Source organism: Nocardia sp. NPDC050799, assembly GCF_040654015.1.
Classification (GTDB): domain Bacteria; phylum Actinomycetota; class Actinomycetes; order Mycobacteriales; family Mycobacteriaceae; genus Nocardia.
Map to the genome: position 1 here is coordinate 16,208 of NZ_JBFAHF010000003.1, position 22,902 is coordinate 39,109.

Below are 22,902 nucleotides of genomic sequence, written 5' to 3' on the forward strand. Positions count from 1 at the left end.
AACGAAAGTATGGGGAAAGTAAGGGATTCACCCTGCCGACCTGGGCACCGATCCGACCGCGGGCCCGGTCCTCGCAGGTCACAGCAATAGGTAGGTGCCCCCACTGGGACTCGAACCCAGACTTGGCGGATTTTAAGTCCGCTGCCTCTGCCAATTGGGCTATGGGGGCGTGCGGACCACACACTACCGACTCGTACACCCGTACCGGAATACCCGTGAGTGGGAGTCACACTGTGGGATCTGTCTGAATCGCCTGGCATGCCTCCACCAGGACGTCGGCGGCCAGCAAACCGGACTCCTCTGCCGCCTCGCGCACCTCGTCGGATAATTGGTAGTCCGTGGTCACCGCCAGCAACGCCAGCTGCAGGGCTTCGCCCAGCTGCCCGAGCCGGCGGGCGATCACCAGTTCGTCCATCTCGGTGCCCATGTTCTCCCAGCCCACCGGCTGCACCCCGTCGATGCGGTAGCGGCGCAGGGTGTCCTCGCCGAGGACCTTCATGAAATCCACCGCCGAGGCCATACAGCGGTTGTTGGCGACCCGGTACTCGGTGCGGTCGGCGATCTTCTCGATGAGGACCGCGACGATGGTCGCGGCGGTGAACATGCCGTCGCACACCCGGGCGGGCGCGGCTTCGGGAGGGCCCGGTGGGGCGGTGGCAAGACCGGTGGTCACCGCGTCGATCCATTCGACCACCAGGTCCGTACCGGACGCGTCATCCCGGACCCGCAGGTGTAGGGGCTGTATCTCCCGGCGCCGGAACCACTGCCACGATAGACCCATCACGCTCACTCCTGTTCGGAAGCGGACCTACCGACCAGCGAATGCCGTCGGCCGTATGCGAAGTACATCACCAAACCGAGCAGCATCCAGACTACGAAACGCAGCCAGGTTTCGACCGAAAGATTCACCATCAACCACAGGCAGGACAGGACCGCCAGGATGGGCACGAACGGTACCAGCGGCACCTTGAAACCGCGCGGCAGGTCGGGCCGGGTGCGGCGCAGGACGACCACCCCGATGGAGACCAGCAGGAAGGCGAACAGGGTGCCGATGTTCACCATTTCCTCGAGGGTTCCGAACTTCACGAAACCGGCGAGGATCGCGCACACCACACCGACGATCAGGGTGATCCGCACCGGCGTGCCACGATCCCCGGTCCGGGCGAGGCCCCGCGGGACCAGACCGTCGCGAGACATCGCGAAGAGCACCCGGGTCTGGCCGAGCAGCATCACCATGACCACCGTCGTCAGACCGGCCAGTGCGCCGATGGAAATGATGTTCTTCGCCCAGGTCGCTCCGTTCAGCGCGAAGGCGGTCGCCAGCGTGGCGTCGTCGCCCGCCAGATCGGTGTAGGGGACCATGCCGGTGAGCACGATGGTGACCGCGACGTACAGGATGGTGACCACGATCAGCGAGCCGAGGATGCCGCGGGGCAGATCCCGCTGCGGGTTCTTGGTCTCCTCGGCGGCGGTGGCGACCACATCGAAGCCGATGAACGCGAAGAACACGAGGCTGGCCGCGGCCAGCAGGCCGTACCAGCCGAAGGTGCTGTTACCTGCCCCGGTCACCCAGGAGAACAGGGATTGCGTCAGGCCCTGACCGCCCTCGCCCGGGACCGACTCGGGAATGAACGGGGTCAGGTTGGCCGAGTCGAAGAAGCTCAGGCCGACCACGATCACCAGCAGGATCACCCCGACCTTGATGGCCACGGCGATCATGGAGACACGCGAGGACAGTTTGGTTCCCAGTGCCAGCAGCGTGGTCAGCACGGCGATGAGCAGCACCGCGCCCCAGTCGAAGGTGACCCCGCCTATCTCCACCACGGCGGCGCCCCGGTCGAATACCTGGCCGAGATACTGGGACCAGCCCTTGGCGACCACCGCGGCCGCGAGCGCGAACTCCAGCAGCAGGTCCCAGCCGATGATCCAGGCCGCGAGTTCGCCGAAGGTCGCATAGGAGAAGGTGTAGGCGCTGCCCGCGACCGGAACGGTGGAGGCGAACTCCGCGTAGCACAGCGCGGTGAGCCCACAGGCTATCGCGGCGAAGACGAAGGCCAGCGATACCGCGGGCCCGGCGACGTTACCGGCGGTGCGGGCGGTGAGGGTGAAGATACCGGCGCCGATCACGACGGCGACGCCGAAGACCCCCAGATCCCACGAGGTGAGTTCCTTGCGGAGTTTCTTCCCGGGTTCGTCGGTATCGCGGATCGACTGCTCCACGCTCTTGGTGCGGAACAGCGGATTGCGGCTGGTCGGCGTCGTCACTGCGGCCTCCTGGTGATTCCGGCGCGAGTACCGGGAACGCTAGTGCACTCCCGCCATACGACGGGTTATCCACGACGACAGTCCGGCAATCACCGCACCCGCGGCGATCGCGACCAGGCCGGTGATCCCGAAATAGGCGAACTCGTCGTCCGGCGAGTAGAAACGCGCCAGCACTCCCGACAATGTGGTGCCCAGCGCGATCGACAGGAAATAGAGCGCCATCATCTGCGCCCGGAAATGTTCGGGGGCGAGCTGGGTGCTGACCGCGAGGCCGATCGGGGAGATCAGCAGTTCCGAGACGGCGAACACCGCCATGATGCACAGCACGGCCAGCGCCGGCACCGAGCGGCCGGAAGTCCCGGCCAATGGGACGAACAGCAGAAACGCCGTCCCCATCCCGACCACGCCGAGCGCGAACTTGCGCGGGGTGGTCGGCGCCCGGTCCCCGAGTTTGGTCCACAGCGCGGCGAACAGCGGCGAGAGCGCGATGATCCACACCGGCTCCACCGAACCGATCCAGTTCGACGGCGCGGTCCAGCCGAAGATGTTCCAGTTCATCCGTTCGTCGGAGTACACGGCGAGCACGGTGAAGATCTGCTGGAACAGGGCCCAGAACACCACGTTGGCCAGGAACAGCGGGACGAAGGCCCGCACCCGGCTGCGTTCCAGCGGGCTCACCCGGCGATGGGTGAGCAGGACGGCGAAGTACGCGGCGGCGGCGGCGACGATGAGCGCGGTGGTGACATCGGGCAGATTGTCCACGGTGACCAGTCCGGTCGGCAGCACCAGCACGATCACCAGAATCGCCGCGACCACCACCGCGGCGAGCGGCCCGTAGGCGCGACGCGGCAGCGGATCGGTCGGCTCGCGTCCGGCGGTGCCGAGATTGCGGCGGAACACCACGTACTGGATCAGTCCCAGCGCCATCCCGACCGCGGCCGCCCCGAAGCCGGCGTGGAAGCCCCACTCCTCCCGCAGCAGCCCGGTGAGCAGCGGGCCGACGAAGGCACCGAGATTGATCCCCAGATAGAAGAGCGTGAACCCGCCGTCGACCCGCGGATCGCCCTTCGGATAGAGAGTGCCCAGCAGCGCGGACGCGTTCGATTTCAACGCGCCACTGCCCAGCGCTACCAGCACCAGCCCCACGCCCACCCCGCTGAGCCCCGGGATCAGCGCCAGCGCGATATGCCCGGCCATCACCACGACGCCGCCGTAGAAGACGGTCCGCTCCATCCCGATCAGCCGGTCCGACACCCAGCCGCCGATGATCGTGGAGAGATAGACGAGACCGCCGTAGGCACCCACCAGGCCGACGGCGACCTCCTGATCCATACCGAGACCACCATCGGTGGCCGAGTAGTACAGGTAGTAGCCGAGGATGGTGAGCATCCCGTAGAAGGAGAAACGCTCCCACAGTTCGACACCGAACAGGTTGACGAGTCCGACCGGGTGACCGAAAAAGGTGCGCTCGGCGACGTCTGGCACTTCGGACATCCTCAGACTGTCCCATGCACCCGGCCCGGCGCGTGGCATACCGGACCGAACCGATACCGCAGCTTCACGAACGCGAGCGACGATCACATCCCGGCGTCCAGTTCATGGCACACATCACACAGCCGACCCTGTGACGGGGGCCCGGTGGCCGGCGTCTTATCGCTGTCCGAACGGACAGCGCGGCCACGCAGGCCGCCCGTCCGATCGCCGGGGACGCAGTGCGCTGCGCACAGCTTTCTATCCGGCGATCGGGAACGCAGTAGATAAGGAAGGGAAATTATCGTGCGGATCGTAATTTTCGGAGCGAACGGACCCACCGGCCGCCTGCTCACCGGCCGGGCACTCGCCGCCGGACATCACGTCGCAGCGGTTACCAGGCGACCGGAATCGTTTCCGCTGGAGAATGATCGACTCGACGTGGTCGGTGCCGACGTGCTCGACCCGGCCGCCGTCGACGCGGTGCTGGCGAACCGGGACGCGGTGCTGTCGACCCTCGGGGTGCCGCCCGGAAAAAGTGCGATCGACACCTATTCACGCGGTGTGGCACATATCGTCGCCGCGATGGCACGGCATCGAGTGCGACGGCTGGTCGCGGTCAGTTCGAGCGGGGTGGATCCGCGCCCGTACTCCGAGGGCGGATTCCTTTTCAACCGGGTGCTACTGCCCTACGTCACCCGGGTACTGGGCAAAACGCTGTACGACGATATGCGGCGGATGGAGGCACTGATCCGCGAGTCCGATCTGGACTGGACGATCGTGCGACCGAGCGGACTCTTCCACCTGCCGTCGAGCACCGACTACTCCATCGTCGAGGGCCACGCCGACGGGAGATTCACCGCCCGTGCGGACCTGGCCGCCGGGATGCCGGCTCTGGCGGGCGACGACCGCTACCTGCGCACTACGGTCGGCCTCGTCACCACCGTCGGCAACCCCACTCTGCTCCAGTGGTTCCGCCGTGAAGCGTTCGCCGGGCACTGAGCGCTGATTCACTCTTGTCCACCGCAGCGCAATCGCAGTGATACACACCGCCACCGGGTGCCCGCCCTGTCAAGCGATGGACAGGGCGATCCCGTCCAGGATGTCGTGCTCGCTGACGACCAATTCGCCGATCCCGGCCCGCCGGGCCAGTTCCGCCGCCAGCACCTCGGTGATCACCGCGCCGCCGCCGATGACGTCGACGCGGCCCGGGTGCATCGGTCCCAGCGCCGCGCGCTCGTCATGGTCCATCCCGATCAGCCGATCACAGACGGCGGTCAACTCCGGCAGGGGGATCCGCGCCAGATGGGTTCTCGACGAATCGTATTCCGGCAGATCCAGCGCGACGGCGGCGAGCGTGGTCATGGTGCCCGCCACCCCGACCCAGGTATGCGCACCGTCCACCGGGACATGGGTGAAGGCCTCGGTGAGCCTTTCGGTCGCGAATTCCCGGGCCGCGGCCACTTCCGCCGCCTCGGGCGGATTTCCCCGCAGGCACCGCTCGGTGACCCGCACGCAGCCGATATCGGCGGAGAAAGCCGCCCGGACCCCACTGCTGTCCCCGACCACGAGCTCGGTGGAGCCACCGCCCAGATCGACCACGACGAATGGCCCATCCGCGGCCGCCAGTTCACCGACCGCGCCGGTGAACGACAATCGCGCCTCTTCATCGCCGGTGATCACCTCGGCGGACGCGCGAGGCACCACCCGGCCGAGTTCGGCCCGGGTCATCGCGAAGAAATCCTCCCGGTTCGACGCGTCGCGAGTGGCGGAGGTGGCGACCATCCGGACCCGGCGCACACCGTGCTCGAGCATGAGCGTCACATAGTCGGCCAGCGCCACCCGAGTACGTTCGATCGCCTCCGGGTTCAGCCGTCCCGTCGCGTCGACCCCTTTCCCGAGCCGCACGATCCGCATCTCCCGATGCACATCGGTCAGGGTCGAATCTGCGCCGATATCGGCGATCAGCAGTCGAATCGAATTGGTGCCGCAGTCCACGGCGGCGACCCGGTCGGTCATAGCAACTCCTTCGTAGCCTGTACATACGGTCCGCGGAGGCCGCAGCGAAGGCGAAGGTACCGCCTAACGACACCCGCCGCGAAGCCTGCACACCCGGTCGGCGGAGGCCGCAGCGGAGGCGGAGGTATCGCCTCATTCGTCTTCCGTCACCACGTATTCCGGCCAGTCCGCCGGAATCGCACTACCGCGCAGCCCGTTCGCCGCCGCCAGCGCCACCGCCTCGTCACCGAGCGGATTGACGCCGGGACCCTTGGCCAGCGCGTGCGCGATCAGCACGTGCAAGCATTTCACCCGGTCCGGCATACCGCCGCCGCTGAAATCGGTGCCCAGCGCTTCGATCTCGTCGCGTTCGGCCAGATAGCTCTCGTGCGCGGCGCGATAGGCGGCGGCGAGTTCGGTATCGCGGCCGAGCCGGTCGGTCATCCCCTTCATCACGCCCGCGGACTCCAACCGGCTGGCCTCCGCGGTCAGCCGGGGGTCGGTGAGGTAGTAGAGGGTGGGGAACGGGGTACCGTCCGGCAGTCTCGGCGCCGTCTTGACCACCGCGGGTAGCCCGTCGGGCGTCCGGTAGGCGACGGCGAGTACCCCGCGCGGTTCGCGGCCCAGCTGTGCGGCGACGATCTGCAGATCTCGGTCGTCGGGTGTACTCACCTGGATCCTTCCGGCTGCGGCGCGGGTGTTTCGGTTTCGGGGGGCGGTTCGGAGATGCTCCGCCACAGATCCGTGTACCACGGATCTGGTTCGTGCCGGGGAGCCTGCGGATCCGGGATGGCCGGCACTTCGATCCCCGGAACCTGCACGATATAGGGGGTTTCACCCGGCATCACCAGACGCAACCGGTCCCGCGCCTCGGAGCGGATATAGGCCGGGTCCTCCTGCTGGGCGCGGCGATCCTTCAGCCGGTCGATATCGTCCTCCAGCGTCCGGCGTTCGGCCGCGAGCTGATCGGCCTCGGCGCGCTGGGTGAAATAGGTGCGCATGGGGACGGCCAGCGTCATCGCCAGCGCGCACACCACCATCGCCAGGATGATCGCCTTACCGGCGGACAAACCCAGGATGGTCCGTTCCGACCAGTCCCGCGCGCCGTCCGCGCCGGCTCTGGTCCGGCGGGTGGTGCGCCGCACCCGCTCCGCGCCGCCGTGCACCTCGGCGGCGGGGCGGCGCGACGGCGCGCGCGACGTGCGGCGGTCGCCCCGTCCCGCGGGACTGGTACCGCGCGCACGCCGCTCCGACATCTACCTCAGTCCTCGAAGGTGAAGCGCGGGAAGGCGACGTCACCGGCGTAGCGCGCCGAATCGCCGAGCGCGTCCTCGATCCGCAGCAGCTGGTTGTACTTCGCCACCCGCTCGCTGCGCGCCGGCGCGCCGGTCTTGATCTGGCCGCTGCCCACCGCGACCGCGAGGTCGGCGATGGTGGTGTCCTCGGTTTCACCCGACCGGTGCGACATCATGGTCTTGTACCCGTTGCGGTGCGCCAGCTCGACGGCGTCCAGGGTCTCGGTCAGGGTGCCGATCTGGTTCACCTTCACCAGCAGCGCGTTGGCCGCGCCCTTGGCGATACCGTCCTCGAGGCGTTCGGGGTTGGTGACGAACAGGTCGTCGCCGACCAGCTGCACCTTGTCGCCGATCTCGTCGGTGAGCGCGACCCAGCCGTCCCAGTCGTCCTCCGACAGCGGATCCTCGATCGACACCAGCGGATAGGCGGCCCGGAGTTCGGTGTAGAACTTGGCCATCTCGGCGGCCGAGCGCGCGGAGCCCTCGAACTGGTAGGCACCGTTTTTGTAGAACTCGGTCGCCGCGACATCCAGCGCCAGCGCCACATCCCGGCCCAGCTTCAGCCCGGTCTTACCGATCGCGACGCTGATCAGGTCCAGCGCCTCCTTGGTGCCGGCGACGTCGGGCGCGAACCCGCCCTCGTCACCCAGGCCGGTGGCCAGGCCCTTCTCCTTCAGCACCGCCTTGAGCGCGTGGTAGACCTCCGCGCCCCAGCGCAGCGATTCCTTGAACGTCGGCGCGCCGATCGGCGCCACCATGAACTCCTGCACATCCACACCGGTATCGGCGTGCGCGCCGCCGTTGAGGATGTTCATCATGGGCACCGGCAGTACATGGGCGTTCGGTCCGCCGAGGTAGCGGAACAGTTCCAGACCCGAGGACTCCGCGGCCGCCCGCGCCACCGCCAGGGAGACACCCAGCAGCGCGTTGGCGCCGAGGCGCGATTTGTCCGGGGTCCCGTCGAGGTCCAGCAGCGCCTGGTCGACGGTGCGCTGTTCGACGGCGTCCAGGCCGATCACGGCCGGAGCGATCTCGTCGAGCACCCCCTCGACGGCTTTCTGCACGCCCTTGCCGTGGTAGCGATCTCCGCCGTCGCGGAGTTCCACTGCCTCGTGCTCGCCGGTGGAGGCACCGGAGGGCACCGCGGCGCGGGTCAGGGTGCCGTCGTCGAGGGCGATCTCGACCTCGACGGTGGGGTTACCGCGCGAATCCAGGATCTCGCGAGCTCCGACCTGTTCGATGATGGCCACGAAAACAACACTCCTTCGGCTGGTGGCACGGTAGTTAGCGGGACGAGCCGTGCGATTGCGAGCCTAATAGGCCCGGTTGCGGCCAGTCCATCCGCCGCCCCGCAGCATCCGCCGCAGTTCCGGCGCCACCTCAGACGCGCCGGCCGACGCTGTAGGCCGCGGCCCGATCACGGACCACTTTCATATAGCTCTCCGACCTGTTGTAGGTGAACAGCGCCCGGCTCCAGCCCTCGGCGGTGCCCAGTGCCCCGCCGCTCACGCACAGATACCTCGCCGCGGTGAGCGCCGCGTCATCGATACTGTGCGGATCGGCGACCCCGTCGCCATTGGCGTCCACTCCCCATCTGCGCCAGGTCTCCGGAATGAACTGCATCGGCCCGACCGCCCGATCGAACACCCGGTCCCCGTCGAGCACGCCCTCGTCGGTATCCCGGATCTCCGCCACTCCCGGTGCCCCGTCCAACGGGATCCCGATGATCGACGGCTCCACCAGACCGTCGTCACGCACCTCGGCCCCGCGATGCCGGCCGTGATCGCTCTCCACGCTCCCGATCCCCGCCAGCGTCGTCCAGCCGATCCCGCACTCCGGCCGGGCCCGCGCCATCACCGCCGCCGCATACCCGTACGCCTCGAGTGCGGCCACCGGCATATCCAACGCACCGGCGTGCTCGGCCGCCCACGCGTTCAATTGCGCGGCGGTCCGGCCGGGGGCATCGATATCGATCACGGGTACCGGGACGCCGGGCCCGGGCGGGATCCCCTCGGGAATGGGCACCAAATCCTCGCCGGTCCCACACCCGGTCAGCACCAGGGCAACCAGCGAAGCGGCGACGAGGCCGTACCTGCGGAAACGCACACCATCCATCATCCAGACGGACGGGTTCGCGAACCCCGTGGCAGGGGCGGAACGGCACAGATCACAATCTCCGTAGCAGCGGTCGCCCGGCTGGCTCGACGCCGGGCGGCCCCGGCCGCTGGCCTCACCCTCGCCGCTGATCGGCCCGATCGCTCACACGTAACCCGTTGAGCCGCCACACCGTGCAATACGATTCCGCAGGAGCGCGATTCGTGAGGGGGCCGCACTGCACCGACCGGGACGGGCTGTGCTGCACGGAATTCGGGCCTCGCGGACGGCCGGGCTGCTGCCGGCAACCCTCGCGGGCTGCGGTTGTGTGGTAGCCGTTGAGGCGGTCCGTGCCGGACCGGACCTGTCGGGGCTCGAGGTGGGGAACTATCCGGCCGAACCCATCGCGTTCGGGACGGCGGAAGACAACGAAGCCGCTCGATACCGAGAAGCCCGGCGACTGGGCGATTTCGTGGTTCTCCCGTTCGATATCGATCCGAGCCGACGAAGCGCATATTCGACGATGCGCGGATAGATCTGGTCGTACACCGCAAACCGGAAATCTATCGAGCGGGCGACGAACCAGCGGCGGACCGCTTACACGCGTATTTCGTCGACCGGCTCGAGCCCGAGTATCGGGCCGTCGACAGCCCTCCCGGAATGCCGGAAGCCCACTGTGTAGAAGACCCCGACTCGACCGGGTCGTTGAAATGTTGTTTCACCGCGGGCCGTTACTCCGTGATCATGAACGGCACTCAGATCCAGGATTCCTCAGAAGGCGTCGGCGCAGTACAAGCTACTCGAACAAGCGCACTGACATAGAAACGGTTGTGCCCCGAGCATTTCACTCGGGGCACAACCGGAAAACGATGGAACGAGGAAGTTCGGCATACCCGAAACCTCTCGTGCCGCTGTTCACATCCAGCGGGCAGCGTTCGTCTTATCGGTGGTGGACATATCGATCGCACCGTCCCGGACGATATCGGAAAGCCGCTGCATGATGTCCAGCAGGGCGATATGCGCTTCGTCCCAGCGCTTCTGCTTGGCGCTGTAGGCGACCTGGGCTTCACCACCCCACTGGGCGACCAGACCGTTGACGTAACCCTGCAGCTCGTCGTGAGTTTCCTGGAGCCGGCCCCGCGAGGTATTCAGGTCCCCCGACAGCGTGATCAGCTGGGCTTCGGAATAGGAAATCGCATCTGACATTGTGTCTCCTTGTGGCTATGAGTCGGAAGGCGGGACCTAGATATTCAGGCTGGAGCCCGAACCCAGATCTCCGGACGCACCCGCGGCATTGATCGCGTCCTGGTTCGCCTGCTCGGTCGCCGTGTAGCCCTTACCGTTCTCACGAATCAGACCGGCGATCTCCACCAGGACATCGTTCAGCTTCTTCGACTGAAGGTCGTAGTCGTCCATGACCTTCCGGAAGGTGCCGGCAGCGGAGCCCTTCCAGTTCCCCTGTGTGCCCGCAACCAGATTGCGGACATTTCCGAGCTCGCTGACCAACGCACCATTCACGGTCTCGACATGCTTGGCCGCTGTCTCCATCGCCGCAAAATCGGTAGTGACTTCGCCCGCCATGGGTCCTCCTTTTCAAGAGTTCGGATCCGGACCCCCTGCGTCCGCAAACGGTCCGAACTTGCCTTCATGATGATTGGACGCGATCCACGCCCAATCGGTTCCATAGGATTTCGGAAAACGTCCCGACCGGAGTCATGGAGTGACATCCAGCGAGTTCGCGAGGTCTTCACAGATAGGTGTGATCGAGTCCTGCCCCCCTGTCTGATACTGGCACCCGATACTGATCTGGATGCTGTGCTCGACGATAACATGCCAGTCAACGGTCGATCCGTCCTCTGGATGCTCGGAATAGGCCAGTCCGGGACGGCCGGCGAAGACCACGTCGTGGCGGATCGCGGACACCGAACCCGCTGGGCGACGGGCGATCTGCGCTTCCAGGTCCGCGGCGATGCGTTCGTAGCCGACATCGGCTGTCACAGGTTGCTGGGTCACCGTGATCCGGGCGCGCAGACCGGTCTCGGGCACCAGTTCCAGACGCTCATCGGAGCCGGCCGACGAATCCTGGGCCCGCCATCCGTCCGGGACCGTGAGACGGAGAGCACCGACGGTCACCGGGCCCGGATCGGGGGCGGTGTCGCCGGTGGCCCCGCTGTCCGGGACAGAGGTGGTGGACGGCACGGCGGCCACGGCATCGGAGCCACCGCCGGATATCCGGGCGATACCGATACCGGCGGCCACCAGGACGGCGACGACCAGTAGGGCCGCGGCCCCGAGATAGAGCGGGGTCCGGGAGCGTGGTGGCCGGGTGGCGGCAGCTCGTTCCCGCAGGGGTTGCAGCCATTCGGTCTCGGCGGCCGGGGGCAGGGCGGGGCGGTGATCACCCGGATCGGTAGGGGGCACCCGCACCAGGTCCGTACCGGCCACCACCACCAATTCGGCGTTACCGCAGCGGTCGGCGACCACCGCACCGATCCGCTCCAGGAAGCCGGCATCGGTGCGGCCCACCACGAGCACCGAACTCACCTGGCAGCCGTGCAGCAGCCGTTCGAGCAGCGCGTCGAAACCGGCGCGGCCGTCATCGCCCGCCGCGATCTCGGCGGCGGCCAGTACAGGTTCGTGTTCGCAGTATTCGAGCCGGGGACCGCCCTCCGCCGGAACCACCGTGGAGGCGGTGGTCGACAGCGGCCCGAACTCGAGGACCACGGTGCGCACATCGCGTAGCCGCCGCCCGGCGGCGACCGCCCGGACGGCGGTCGTCTCCAACGTCACGTGACCGCTGTGGCGGCGGGCCGCGGACTCCAGAACGGTCAACCGATGCGGGTCCCATTCGGTCGGGTGCACGACGGTGAGCCGCTCACACGGTGTCGGTAAACGCAGCTGGGCGAGCGTATGACCGAAGACCGCGCTCAATGCTTCCTCGGGCGTCGGCATACCCGGGTCGTAGGCGATACGGTCGGCGGTGAGCAGCTGCACCGGCGACACCGCGATGGAGGGTGGGGCCAGCGGTTCACCCACCACCAGACTGCGGGCGTCACCGGCGGGCACGACCGAAGGAATCAGATCGGTATGGGTGTTCGCGCTCCACGCCCACAGCCGTGTCTCGGTCAGCGCGATCTCGGCCACCGGCATTACTGCGTCGGCATCCACGATGTCTGGATGAGGTCGTTACCCGAACGCCCGACCAGGGTGCCGCGGCCCGGCGGCATGGCACTGGGCCGCACGTTCCCGAGCAGGCCGCCCTCTTCGCGGCTACCGCTCATGATCAGACCCGGCGTGGCCAAATCGCGCATCCGGGAGATCACCGGCTCGTACAGTGCCCGGCCCGCGCCGCCGGACCGACGCGCGATGATCAGATGCAGGCCGATGTCCTTGGCGTGCGCCAGATAATCGACGATCTGCGCGAGCGGGTTGCCACTGGATCCACTGGAGACCAGATCGTAGTCGTCGACGACCACGAACAGATCCGGTCCGGTCCACCAGGAGCGGTCACGCAACTCCTGCGGCGTGACGTTCGGGCCGGGCATCCGGGACCGCAGCAGGGCGGCGAGGTCACGCATATTCGTGGTCAGGCCCTCGGCGCCGGTCGCGTAGGCGGCCAGGCGATCCTGGTCGAAGTAGCCGAGCATGGTGCGCCGGAAATCGACCAGGATGAGCGCCGCCTTGTCGCGCGCATTGGATTCGACGACGCCGCTGACGATATTGCGCAGCAGCGTGGACTTCCCGCATTCGGTATCGCCGAAGATCAGGAAGTGCGGGTTGTCGTCGAAATTGAGGAAAACCGGCGCGAGCTCGGATTCGTTGATACCGATGGGAATCGCGACATTGCGCCGGTCCGCCGGGCCCTGCCAGGGTCCGATCGCCCGCACGAACTGTTCCCGGTCGAGTTGTTCGGGCAGCATCCGGACCTGCGGTGCCGGCCGTCCGGGAGTCGCCTGCTGCAGTCGTGCGACCGCGTCGGCGACGCCGCGACCGATGTCCTCGGTTTCGGAGGATCCGTCCACCCGGGGCAGCGCGGTGAGCATGTGCAGGCTCTCGGGAGTCATACCGCGACCCGGCCGGCCCTGCGGAACCAGTGCCGCGACCTTGCGGCCGAACTCGGAATCGGCCGGATCGCCGAGGCGCAGCTCCAGCCGGGTGCCGATCTGGTCCTTGAGTTGCGGCCGGGCCTCCATCCAGCGCGAGAGCGCGATCACGACGTGCACGCCGTAGGACAGGCCCTGGACCGCGAGGTTCATGATCGCCTGTTCCAACGGCTCGAAATCCTGGCGAATCGAGCCGAATCCGTCGATCACCAGGAAGACGTCACCGAAGGGGTCCTCGTGGGCGCCGGTGGCGGCCTGGCTGCTCGCCGGGTCGCCGGCGCGCAGGCGGCGGAACTCCGACATCGACTCGATGCCGAGCTGGCGGAAGCGCAGTTCGCGGGTGCGCACGATAGTGGTCATCTCGGCGATGGTGCGGCGGACCTTGTCGTGGTCCAACCGGCCGGCCACCGAACCGACGTGCGGCAGGCCCTCGAGACTGGCGAGGGTGCCACCGCCGAAGTCCAGGCAGTAGAACTGCACCTGTTCGGCGGTATGGGTCAACGACATCGCCATGATCAGCGTGCGCAGCATGGTCGATTTACCCGACTGCGGGCCGCCGACCACGGCCACATTGCCGCGGGCACCGGACAGATCCACGACCAGAGGATCGCGCCGCTGGTCGTAGGGGCGGTCGACGATACCGATCGGCGCGCGCAGACCGGCCTGCGCGTTGTACTCACCGGTGAGAATCGAGCGCGGGACGAGTTCGTCCAGCGGCGGGGCGGCATCCAGCGGCGGCAACCAGATCTCGTGGGCGGGCCGGCCGTGGCCGCGGATCCGGGCCACCAGCATGCCGATATTGGAGATCTGTTCGCCGTCCTCGACCAGCGGCTCGGGATCGTCGAGCGGTTCGGGGGCCAGCGGTACCCGGTCCACCGCCCGGAACTCGACATGTTTGGCCAGGAACGGCCGGGCGGTGATATCGATTTCGCCGGCCCGCGTCGCCACCGCGATATCGCGCTGCGGCCCGCCACCCACATACGCGCCGGAGACGTAGGAGGCCTGGAATCGCTGGATCTCGCCCGAATCCGATTTCAGATAGCCACCGCCGGGATTGTTGGGAAGGTTGTAGGCATCCGGTACGCCGAGTACCTGGCGGGATTCGTTGGCGGAGAACGTCTTCAGGCCGATACGGTAGGACAGATGCGATTCCAGGCCCTTGAGTTTGCCCTCCTCCAGCCGCTGTGAGGCGAGCAGCAGATGGACGTGCAGCGAGCGGCCCAGGCGACCGATCATCACGAACAGCTCCGCGAAATCGGGGTGCTGGGTAAGCAGTTCGGAGAACTCGTCCAGCACCACGAACAGCGCCGGCAGTGGATCGAGGTCGGCACCGGCGGCGCGGGCCTTCTCGTATTCGGAGACGTTCGCGAAGTTACCGGCCTGGCGCAGCACTTCCTGGCGGCGGTTCATCTCGCCGGCCAGGGCATCGCGCATACGGTCTACGAGGTCGGCTTCCTCTTCCAGGTTGGTGATGACGGCCGCGACGTGCGGAACACCGTCGAGGCCCAGGAAGGTCGCGCCACCCTTGAAGTCGACCAGGACCAGGTTCAGCTGGTCCGGTGAATGAGTGGCGAGCAGACTGAGCACCAGGGTGCGCAGGAATTCGGATTTACCGGAACCGGTGGCGCCGATGCACAGACCGTGCGGACCCATCCCGGATTCGGCGGCTTCCTTGATGTCCAGGACGACGGGCAGCCCGTCGGCGCCGACACCGAACGGAACCCGCAACCGCTCCCGGCCGTAGCGGGGCCGCCACGCGCTCTCGGGATTGAAGGAACCGATGTCGCCCAGGCCCATCAGTTGCGCCCAGGTGTTGATGGTCTCCCCTTCGGTGACCTCGACATCGCTGCTGCGCTGGGTGGCCGCGCGGTACGGGGCGAGGCGGCGGGCCACCTGCTGGGCCTGTTCCCGGCTGATCCGGTCGATGACCGCGAAACGCTCCTGGTTCCCGGTGGCGCCGCGGCCCATGCATTCACCGTTGCGGATGGTCAGGCCGATCCCGCGCGATACCGCCAGGCGCGGCGCGTATCCGCACAGGTCGATGACGGTGACGCCCTCGTAACCTGATTCGCGCAGCTGATCCTCTTCGGCTTCGAGCAGACCGCCGTCCACCACGATCACCACGTGCACCATTGCGGAATTGGTGGGCTGGTTCCGGGAGTAGCGGACCCGGTTGCCGAGGATCGGGGCGAGGCCGGTCATCATCTCGCGGATCGAACCGAAGAACATGCGCTGGGTGCCGACGCCGTCCTGGGCGTCCGGGTGCTGGGTATGCGGCAGCCATTTGCTCCATTCCCATTCCGCACTGGTGTCGGGACCGCAGACGATCGCGGTGAGCACCTGGTCCGGGCCGTGGAACATGGCCAGCTGCACCAGCATCGCGCGCACCATGTCCCGGGCCTGGGCCCGGTCGCCGTCGAGGGCGATGGTGGCGAAACCCTTCACCGCGATGGCGGTGGGCAGATCGGGCACCGTGGAATGCGCGCGGACGAAGCGGCGCAGCGAGACCGCGGCGATCGGTTCGAGCTCCTCCACCGGCCCGGTTTCCGGGGCGACCAGACGGGTGGCCAGACGCTGCCCGCCGATCCCGATGCGGACATGGCAGAAGTCCTTGTCGCTGGGCCGGCGCTCCCACATCCGGGAGGTGCCCGCGAGCATCCAGACCAGCCCCGGCTCCGGGTGACTCCACTCCACCGCGGCCCGCTGCTCGGCCGCTGTGACCCCGACATCCTTGCGGACCTGGTCGAGATAGCGCAGGTAGTCCTTGCGGTCCTCGTTGGCCTCGGCCGCCTTGGCGCCTTTACCGTTGCCCTGGCCGGCGAACATCCCGACCATCGAGACCATCATCATCATCGGGAACATCAGCGACATCGGATTCGACACGATACCACCACCCTGGGTGAACATCAGCGCCATCATCCCGACCATGCCGATGATCATCACGACCGGCATCAGCTTGCCCAGCAGGTTTCCCGGTGTCACCCGGGGGATCTCAGGGGGCGGCTGCAGGGTGACCTCGCCGCCCGGTGTCCGTGGAACCTCCCGGCGCGCACGCCGCTGAAAACGGACAGTGGTCATCGAACGAGATCCCCCTTGTGGCCATGCGATGTTCGGGCTCAGTGTAGAGGCAAGCACGAACATGTCGTACAGTTCGACCTGCATTCTGCTGGCCGGAACGGGGGCACGCAACCCGCGATCTCCTGGGAGAATGCGGAAAACGAGCAGGGTAGCGAACCAACTTGGGGGAAGCGTGACGCATGCGCGACTGGACCATATGGAGGAAGATTCCTCGCGGGGGATAGTCCGCGCACCGGATCTCACCAGGGTCACCATTCTGGCCAAACACACCCAGGTCGATATGGCCATTCCGGTCGATGTTCCGGTTGCCCTGGTGATTCCGAGTGTGGTCGATATGATCGCCGCGCACAGCAGAACCAACGACTTCGACAACCAGGGCGAACGCTACGAACCCGCGGACTGGGTTCTGGCCCGGATCGGCCAGCCGCCCCTGTCGAATTCACTCAGCCTCGGTGAACAGGGTGTGCGTGACGGCGAGCTGCTGATGCTGGAGAATTCGGCCCACACCGCGCCGACCCCGCTCTTCGACGACATCATGTACAACGTCGCCGTCGCCGATTCCGAACATTTTCGCGGGTGGAATCCGAATACCGCGCGGATCACCGGATCGGTGCTGGCGGTGCTCACCATGCTGGCGGGTTGCATCGCGCTGCTGGCGTCGCCGGACGCGGTGCCCGGCTGGATCACCGGAACGATCGCGCTGGGTGTGGCGGTGCTGCTGGTGGTCGCGGCGATGATCCTCAGCCGGGTGTACGGCGATCCGAAGACCTCACTGGTACTCGGCGGCTGCGCATTGCCGCCGGCGTTCACCGGCGGCATGCTGATCGTGCCGGATCACTACGACTGGTCCCATATGCTGCTCGGTTCCACGCTGCTCGGGGCCACGGCGATTCTGGCCTGGCGGGTCACCGGTGTGGGGCTGGGGCTGTTCATCGGAGCGGGCACGGTCGCGCTGTTCGCGGTGCCCTCCGCGCTGGTCGGCCTGCTCACCGAACAGCCGATGAAGGCCGTCGGCGCGGTGGTCGCGGCCCTGGGCCTCGCCGCGCTGTCGCTGGCCCCGCGGATCTCCATGATGCTGGCGAAACTGCCGCTGCCGCCGGTGCCCTCCCCCGGCACCCCGATCGATCCGACCGAAGACGATCCCGACGATCACCGGGCGCTGCCCACTCTCGGTGCCCTGCATGCGAAATCGGCTCGGGCGCGGACCTATCTGAGCGGACTGGTCTCGGCGACCACACTGGTCACGGTGGTCGGCGCGCTGGTGGCGACCGATCCCGCCGGTGGCGGGTTCTTCTGGCAGGGCATCGCGCTCGCGCTGGTGTGCGCGGCGGTCCTGATGTTCCGCAGCCGCACCTACGCCGGCGCCGAACAGGCCGTGATCCTGATCGCGGGCGGCGCCGCCATCCTGCTGGCCATGCTGGTGGGGATGGCGTTCGTGGCCGATCTGCCGCTGGCCGCGTTCGGGGTCGCCCTGGTGATGCTGATCGCCGCGCTCGTCCTCGGCATCATCGTCCCCAACCAGACGGCCACTCCGCCGATGCGGCGGGCCGCGGAACTGATCGAATACGGCTTCGTGGCCGCTGTGCTGCCGCTCGTGTTCTGGGTGACCGACCTCTACTCCCTCGTCCGCGGGCTGTGAACCGGGGGGTCCGCGCCGCGGCGGTGGCCGCGGTGCTCGGGGTGAGCGCGACGCTCGGACTCGGGTCTCCGGTGGCGTATGCCGACCGGCCCGCACCCGTCGATCCCGGTCAACTACCGGCCGGTGATCCGGCGAAACCCTCGCAGGCCACCGAGCGCAAGGCGAATACCGCTTGCAACAGCACCGTTTCCGGCGGCGGCGGCCCGACCGTGCCACCCGCGCAGGCCGCCCTCGACCTGCCGCGGGCGTGGCAGTTCTCGGAAGGAGCCGGGCAGGTCGTCGCGGTGATCGATACGGGTGTCGCCCGCCATCCCCGGCTGCCCGGGCTCCGCGCCGGCGGCGACTTCGTGGCCAACAGGGGTGACGGCACCGAGGATTGCGACGCGCACGGGACCATCGTGGCCGGCATCATCGGAGCGAGCCGGGCTCCCGAGGAGGGCTTCTCCGGAGTGGCGCCGGCGGCGACCATTCTCACGATCCGTCAGACGAGCGACAAGTACGTCAAAGCGGGCAGCAATGCCACCAAAACGCCGGAAGATCTCTCCAAAGAGGGCTACGGCAATGTCGCCACCATGGCGCAGGCCGTCCGCCGGGCCGCCGATATGGGCGCCACCGTCATCAATATCTCCGAGGTCGCGTGCAGTGCCGGCCCGATCTCCGATGCCTCGCTCGGTGCCGCGCTCGACTATGCCGTCCACCAGAAGAACGTGGTCGTGGTGGCCTCGGCCGGTAACACCGACAACGACAGTTGTAAGGGCAACACCGGTATCCAGGACCCGCTGGACCCCGCGGCCGACCCGTGGAGCAACGCGACCGTCAACGTGACGCCCGCACGCTACGACGATCTGGTGCTCTCGGTCGGCTCGATCGGCGCGAACGGCGCCCCCTCGGAGTTCACCGTCCCGGGCCCCTGGCTCAGTGTCGCCGCGCCGGGTGAGAATATCGTCTCCCTCGACGTGCACAGTGGCGGGGTGATCAATGGGACGGTCAATGCACAGGGCGGCCAGCAGACCATCAACGGCACCAGTTTCGCGGCCCCCTATGTCTCCGGCGTGGTCGCGCTGGTGCGCTCCCGCTTTCCCGAATTGTCCGCCGTCGAGGTGATGAAACGGATTCAGGCGACCGCGCACGCACCGGCCGAGGGCTGGAACCCGTATGTGGGCTACGGCGCGATCGACCCGATCGCCGCGTTGACCAACGAGGTGCCCGACCAACTACGCCCCAAGCAGCCGAATCCGGCGATCAGCAAGCAGCTCGCGATCCCCGCGCCCCCCACTCCACCGGACCACACCGCCCGCAATGTGGCGCTCATCGGCAGCGGGATCATCGGCGGTGCTTTGGTTCTCGGCTATCTCGCCTCGTTCCCGACCCGACGCCGGTTCGGCGTCGGCGAAGACGACGCCTGACCGAGTTGGCGACTTCGATCCTCTGCACGCCGGCCGCCGCGGCCGGTATCGCCGGCGCGTGATCGCCCCGGCCCATGCCCATCCGGAGGATGCGCTCGATGCTCCGGTGACGCCGGCCCAGTGCGAACCGGGCGGCGGATATGTGGAGCGGCATGCCTGGGCGAGCTGCGTGGGCGGCCGATTCGACGGCCACGTGGCGGATCCGCGCCGGCCGTCCGGTGATACCGCTGCCCGAATCGGTCGGGCGGCGGTATCACCGGTGGGTGATCACTTTCCCGTGGCGACCGGCTGTGCGGCCGGTGACGGATCCGGGGCGACTCCGTCGTGTGCGACCAGCGCCGCTTCCCGGCCCAAGCTCGGCCCGGAGGCCAGCAGCCCGACGATGGGCCAGGGCGCGGGTTCGGCTTTCTCGGGCATACCCAGCGCCTTCGCGGCGTCGGCGTTCTTGATGCCGTACCGCACACCGGTATCGGCGATATAGAAGATGCTGTCCTTGCGGCTACTGTCCGGTTCTATCCCGGTGGTCTGTACATAGGCGCCGGTACCCGGCGCCAAGTAGGCGGAGTCGACGTTCTGGCCCGACCCGTCGGCCTGGGCGAGCGGAACCAGTTTCGCGCTATCCGACATCGGCAGGCCGACCCCTGTGAGTACCCGCAATTCGGCCTTGGTGCCGGTGTTCTCACCGGCCTCCGGAATCGGTTTCCACGACAGGCAGCTCACCGGATGGTCCTTGGGTTCGAGCACGGCCGGGGCCGTCCGCGGGTAGTCACCCACCCGCAGGGCCGCCGAGACCGGAGCATCGGTGCGTTCGCGCTGGTCGATGGTGTCGTCACCCGGAGTTTGCGGGTTGGAGTTACGAATGATCTCCCCGGTGAGGGCCGAGATGGGCTGCAGCCCATCGGCGAGCACGACGTGGTACTCGGTCCCGGAGGTGCCGACCTGTACGACGTCACCGATACGGTGGCCGCTGACCTCGAACCCGGTGGGAGTGGCGCCGGCATCGGCGATATCGGGCCGGACGATGGCCTGCACTTCCGGTATCGCGTTGATCAGGCCTTCGCTCACCGGCCGCGGGGTGGCGCCGGTGATTTTCAGGGCGTCGGTGACCGCGCGGTCGGCCATATCTATGCGCGCGCGTTTCTTGTCGTAAACCAGATAGGTGTGGTTCTCCCCCTGCACCAGCAGCGCCTTGTCCGCACTCATCGTTTCGGCTTTCGCGCCGAGTTCGAGGTCACCGGCCAGTACCGAGGTCGTCCGGTCCTGGCTGCCGTCGATCTTCATCTCGTCGCAGATCGTCCACTGCCGTCCGGTACCGGCGGAGTCGAAGTGGATCGAGCCGGGTGCCCCGGGGATACCGATCAGCGGACCCCGGGCCTTCTTACCGATCTCGGCTTCCTTCACGATCGACGCGTCCGGCGCCTCGCCCGCGGCCAGCCGGGCCGAGGCCAGGTTCAACGCGGGGTGCACCACATCGTTGATCACCACATAGACGGAGCCGGATTCCTTGCCGATCAGGATCTTGTTCTGGTCGATCTTGTCCTGGGGGCGGAGCAGGGCCAGCACACCACAGCCGGCGAGGACCACCACCGCCAGGACCAGGCCCACGACATAGGCGCGCACCTGAGAACGCATGGGATCGTGGAGCATTCGCACGTCCCGCCGCACCAGCGCATGTTCCATCCGACGGACCAGGAAGTTGTAGCCGCTGATCTGCCACCTGGTTGTGGGCTTTGAAGGCATCGTCTTCCCCCGAACTGTGCTGGTGCTCGCCGAACACAGTACAGTTCGCGAGGACGTAGTTCAGCTCGGCCGCCGATAATCGGCCGACACCGGGTACCTGGGGGACTCTGATGGCCGTTGCAGCCGCTGTGGGGCGCAGGCGCAGCCTGCTTTTCGGGCGTATCTCCATGCGCAACCTGCTCGTCGCACAGGTATTCGCGCTCGTCGCGGGCACGGTCACCTTGGTCGCCGGAGTGAACCCGTGGATCGCGCTGGGGGTCGCGGTCGTCGTCGGATGCATTCCGCTCGTCCCGGTCGGGCGCCGGGTCCTGCTGGATTGGTTCGGCACCTGGTGTAACTACCGGGCCCACCGCGAATACCGGATCGGGGACAGCAGCGATTTCCGCGGACCCGACGACCGCTCGCTGGGCCTGTACTGGGACGAGAGCCGGGTGGTCGCGGTCGTCGAGGTGCTGCCGCCGCGCGGCGGACTCACCCGTATCGATCGCACCGCGGTGCACGCCTCCCATCTGCTGCCGATGGCGGAGTTGGCGACCTGCCTCGCCCAGCACGACATCCTGCTGAGCGGTATCGACATCATCAGCCACGGCCACCGCAGCCGCTCCGGTACACCGGCCGGCGCCATCTACGAATCACTGCTGGGGCCACTGCCCGCCACCGCGTATCGCACGGTCTGGCTGGCGATCGGGTTCGATATGGTCGACTGCCCCGGGGCGGCGAACCGGCGCGGCGGCGGCGACGAGGGCGCGGCGCGCGCGGTCACCATCGCGACCCAGCGCATCGTGCGAACGCTGGAGGACGCGGGGTGCGGTTCGCGGGTGCTGACCGCCTCGGAGATCCGGGCGGCCGTCCGGCAGGTGCTGCACGAGGCCGACGCGCGTGAGCTGACCCACCGGTGGCGGTACGCCGAACTCGGCAACAGCGTCAATATCGGCTCGGCGATCGATCCGAAACAGCTGGGCTCGGAGATCCTTTCGCAGCTGTGGGTGGCCGAATCCCGGGGCACCACGGTCACGGTCCGGCTGCGTCCCGGTAGTACGGCCGATACCGTGCACGTCGGCGCGGCCTGGCGGTCCACCCTGCGGGAACTCCCCGAGAAGACCGCGTCCAAGGGCATGGTCTCGATGAACGGCCGGCACCGCGACGGGCTGCTCGCCCATCTGCCGATCGGTATCCCCGATGTCGAGGATGTCGTCCCCACCGCCGAGTACCCGATCGATGTGCTGGACGCGCTGGCGCTGCCGTCGTCGGGCTGTGGACAGCTGATCGGGTCCGACGACGAGGGCAACGGTGTGGCATTGCGGCTCGTCGGCGCCGGTATCTCGTCGGTGTACGTGGCGGGCGAACTGTATCTCGCCCAGCAGCTGGTGTTCCGCGCGCTGGCCGTAGGTGAACGGATCCTGGTACGCACCGACCGCCCCCAGGCCTGGTATCAGCTGATCGAGACGATCGGCAATCCGGAACGGTTGATGCTGGCCGTCGAAATGCACCAGTCCGACGCCATGTTCACCGCGACCGTCGTCGACGGTGTCCTGGCTCCCGCACCGCACGCCGGTATCACCACGATCTATGTCACCGGCGACCCGATGGGCTGGCCGGCCACCAAACCCGACCTGTCGATCCAGCAGCCCGGCGCGATCGGTAACCGGGTCGTCGTCCGTACCGCGACCACTCAGATCCCGCTGAACCTGGTCTCCATCCCCCGGGAGCACACCTACATCGGCGAACCCCGGACCCGGCAGCCCGCGCCCCAGGGCCGCCCGGCAGCCCACCAGCCCCAGCACCGCTGACCACGTCCCGGCACAACACCGGAC

The 22,902-nt window shown here is 67.7% G+C and carries 17 protein-coding genes and 1 tRNA gene; 4 read left to right on the forward strand and 14 right to left on the reverse strand.

Annotated features, from left to right (window positions below; genetic code table 11):
• Positions 1-95 precede the first annotated feature (95 nt).
• The 4 genes from AB0H42_RS04380 to AB0H42_RS04395 all read right to left on the reverse strand — a co-directional run bounded on the left by AB0H42_RS04380 (position 96) and on the right by AB0H42_RS04395 (position 3,759).
• Positions 96-169, reverse strand: a tRNA-Leu gene (locus AB0H42_RS04380).
• A 57-nt stretch (positions 170-226) separates the two neighbouring features.
• Positions 227-784, reverse strand: a complete 558-nt coding sequence (locus AB0H42_RS04385; protein WP_357049676.1) for a hypothetical protein — start codon at positions 782-784, stop codon at positions 227-229.
• Between the two features lie 2 nt (positions 785-786).
• Positions 787-2,265 carry an amino acid permease gene (locus AB0H42_RS04390; protein ID WP_357049679.1) on the reverse strand — a complete coding sequence of 493 codons (1,479 nt, stop codon included), beginning with the start codon at positions 2,263-2,265 and terminating at the stop codon, positions 787-789.
• 39 nt (positions 2,266-2,304) lie between these two features.
• Complete coding sequence (locus AB0H42_RS04395) at positions 2,305-3,759, reverse strand: peptide MFS transporter (protein ID WP_357049682.1); 1,455 nt, start codon at positions 3,757-3,759, stop codon at positions 2,305-2,307.
• A gap of 282 nt (positions 3,760-4,041) precedes the next feature.
• Between AB0H42_RS04395 and AB0H42_RS04400 the strand changes: the two genes are divergently transcribed.
• A complete protein-coding gene (locus AB0H42_RS04400) occupies positions 4,042-4,737 on the forward strand; it encodes an NAD(P)H-binding protein (protein WP_357049685.1) in 696 nt (231 codons plus the stop codon).
• A gap of 69 nt (positions 4,738-4,806) precedes the next feature.
• On the opposite strand, the gene AB0H42_RS04405 is transcribed toward AB0H42_RS04400, so the two are convergent.
• The 9 genes from AB0H42_RS04405 to eccCa all read right to left on the reverse strand — a co-directional run bounded on the left by AB0H42_RS04405 (position 4,807) and on the right by eccCa (position 16,303).
• A complete protein-coding gene (locus AB0H42_RS04405; protein ID WP_357049688.1) occupies positions 4,807-5,754 on the reverse strand; it encodes a Ppx/GppA phosphatase family protein in 948 nt (315 codons plus the stop codon).
• 132 nt (positions 5,755-5,886) lie between these two features.
• The gene (locus AB0H42_RS04410) at positions 5,887-6,405 is read right to left on the reverse strand and encodes a DUF501 domain-containing protein (protein ID WP_357049691.1); all 519 of its coding nucleotides are present in this window, start codon (positions 6,403-6,405) and stop codon (positions 5,887-5,889) included.
• Positions 6,402-6,989, reverse strand: a complete 588-nt coding sequence (locus AB0H42_RS04415; protein ID WP_357049693.1) for a septum formation initiator family protein — start codon at positions 6,987-6,989, stop codon at positions 6,402-6,404. The genes AB0H42_RS04410 and AB0H42_RS04415 overlap by 4 nt, the downstream gene beginning before the upstream one ends.
• A gap of 5 nt (positions 6,990-6,994) precedes the next feature.
• Complete coding sequence (gene eno / locus AB0H42_RS04420) at positions 6,995-8,278, reverse strand: phosphopyruvate hydratase (protein ID WP_357049697.1); 1,284 nt, start codon at positions 8,276-8,278, stop codon at positions 6,995-6,997.
• Positions 8,279-8,408: 130 nt separating this feature from the next.
• Positions 8,409-9,143 carry a lytic murein transglycosylase gene (locus tag AB0H42_RS04425; RefSeq protein WP_357049701.1) on the reverse strand — a complete coding sequence of 245 codons (735 nt, stop codon included), beginning with the start codon at positions 9,141-9,143 and terminating at the stop codon, positions 8,409-8,411.
• Positions 9,144-10,037: 894 nt separating this feature from the next.
• The gene (locus AB0H42_RS04430) at positions 10,038-10,328 is read right to left on the reverse strand and encodes a WXG100 family type VII secretion target (protein ID WP_357049704.1); all 291 of its coding nucleotides are present in this window, start codon (positions 10,326-10,328) and stop codon (positions 10,038-10,040) included.
• A gap of 36 nt (positions 10,329-10,364) precedes the next feature.
• Positions 10,365-10,703 (reverse strand): WXG100 family type VII secretion target, encoded by a 339-nt coding sequence (locus AB0H42_RS04435; protein WP_030522598.1) that lies wholly within the window; start codon positions 10,701-10,703, stop codon positions 10,365-10,367.
• Positions 10,704-10,835: 132 nt separating this feature from the next.
• Entirely contained in the window at positions 10,836-12,290 is a 1,455-nt protein-coding gene (locus tag AB0H42_RS04440) for a type VII secretion-associated protein (RefSeq protein ID WP_357049707.1), read from the reverse strand.
• A complete protein-coding gene (gene eccCa / locus AB0H42_RS04445; protein ID WP_357049710.1) occupies positions 12,272-16,303 on the reverse strand; it encodes a type VII secretion protein EccCa in 4,032 nt (1,343 codons plus the stop codon). The genes AB0H42_RS04440 and eccCa overlap by 19 nt, the downstream gene beginning before the upstream one ends.
• Before the next feature lie 172 nt (positions 16,304-16,475).
• On the opposite strand from eccCa, the gene eccD reads away from it, so the two are divergent.
• Positions 16,476-17,942 (forward strand): type VII secretion integral membrane protein EccD, encoded by a 1,467-nt coding sequence (gene eccD, locus AB0H42_RS04450; protein WP_357049713.1) that lies wholly within the window; start codon positions 16,476-16,478, stop codon positions 17,940-17,942.
• The gene (gene mycP / locus AB0H42_RS04455) at positions 17,939-19,348 is read left to right on the forward strand and encodes a type VII secretion-associated serine protease mycosin (RefSeq protein WP_357049716.1); all 1,410 of its coding nucleotides are present in this window, start codon (positions 17,939-17,941) and stop codon (positions 19,346-19,348) included. The genes eccD and mycP overlap by 4 nt, the downstream gene beginning before the upstream one ends.
• A 267-nt stretch (positions 19,349-19,615) precedes the next feature.
• Here mycP and eccB read toward each other — a convergent pair whose 3' ends face one another.
• Positions 19,616-21,088 carry a type VII secretion protein EccB gene (eccB, locus tag AB0H42_RS04460; RefSeq protein WP_357049719.1) on the reverse strand — a complete coding sequence of 491 codons (1,473 nt, stop codon included), beginning with the start codon at positions 21,086-21,088 and terminating at the stop codon, positions 19,616-19,618.
• 110 nt (positions 21,089-21,198) lie between these two features.
• Here eccB and eccE point away from each other — a divergent pair, with 110 nt between their 5' ends.
• Entirely contained in the window at positions 21,199-22,878 is a 1,680-nt protein-coding gene (eccE, locus tag AB0H42_RS04465; protein WP_357049723.1) for a type VII secretion protein EccE, read from the forward strand.
• The last annotated feature ends 24 nt before the right edge of the window (positions 22,879-22,902 follow it).

Excerpts from the sequence above, each read along its gene's own strand:
- AB0H42_RS04395 (WP_357049682.1), bottom strand. The coding sequence starts at position 3,759 with ATGTCCGAAGTGCCAGACGTCGCCGAGCGCACCTTTTTCGGTCACCCG.
- AB0H42_RS04405 (WP_357049688.1), bottom strand. The coding sequence starts at position 5,754 with ATGACCGACCGGGTCGCCGCCGTGGACTGCGGCACCAATTCGATTCGA.
- AB0H42_RS04415 (WP_357049693.1), bottom strand. The coding sequence starts at position 6,989 with ATGTCGGAGCGGCGTGCGCGCGGTACCAGTCCCGCGGGACGGGGCGAC.
- AB0H42_RS04425 (WP_357049701.1), bottom strand. The coding sequence starts at position 9,143 with ATGGATGGTGTGCGTTTCCGCAGGTACGGCCTCGTCGCCGCTTCGCTG.
- AB0H42_RS04430 (WP_357049704.1), bottom strand. The coding sequence starts at position 10,328 with ATGTCAGATGCGATTTCCTATTCCGAAGCCCAGCTGATCACGCTGTCG.
- AB0H42_RS04435 (WP_030522598.1), bottom strand. The coding sequence starts at position 10,703 with ATGGCGGGCGAAGTCACTACCGATTTTGCGGCGATGGAGACAGCGGCC.
- eccCa (WP_357049710.1), bottom strand. The coding sequence starts at position 16,303 with ATGACCACTGTCCGTTTTCAGCGGCGTGCGCGCCGGGAGGTTCCACGG.
- eccB (WP_357049719.1), bottom strand. The coding sequence starts at position 21,088 with ATGCCTTCAAAGCCCACAACCAGGTGGCAGATCAGCGGCTACAACTTC.
- eccE (WP_357049723.1), top strand. The coding sequence starts at position 21,199 with ATGGCCGTTGCAGCCGCTGTGGGGCGCAGGCGCAGCCTGCTTTTCGGG.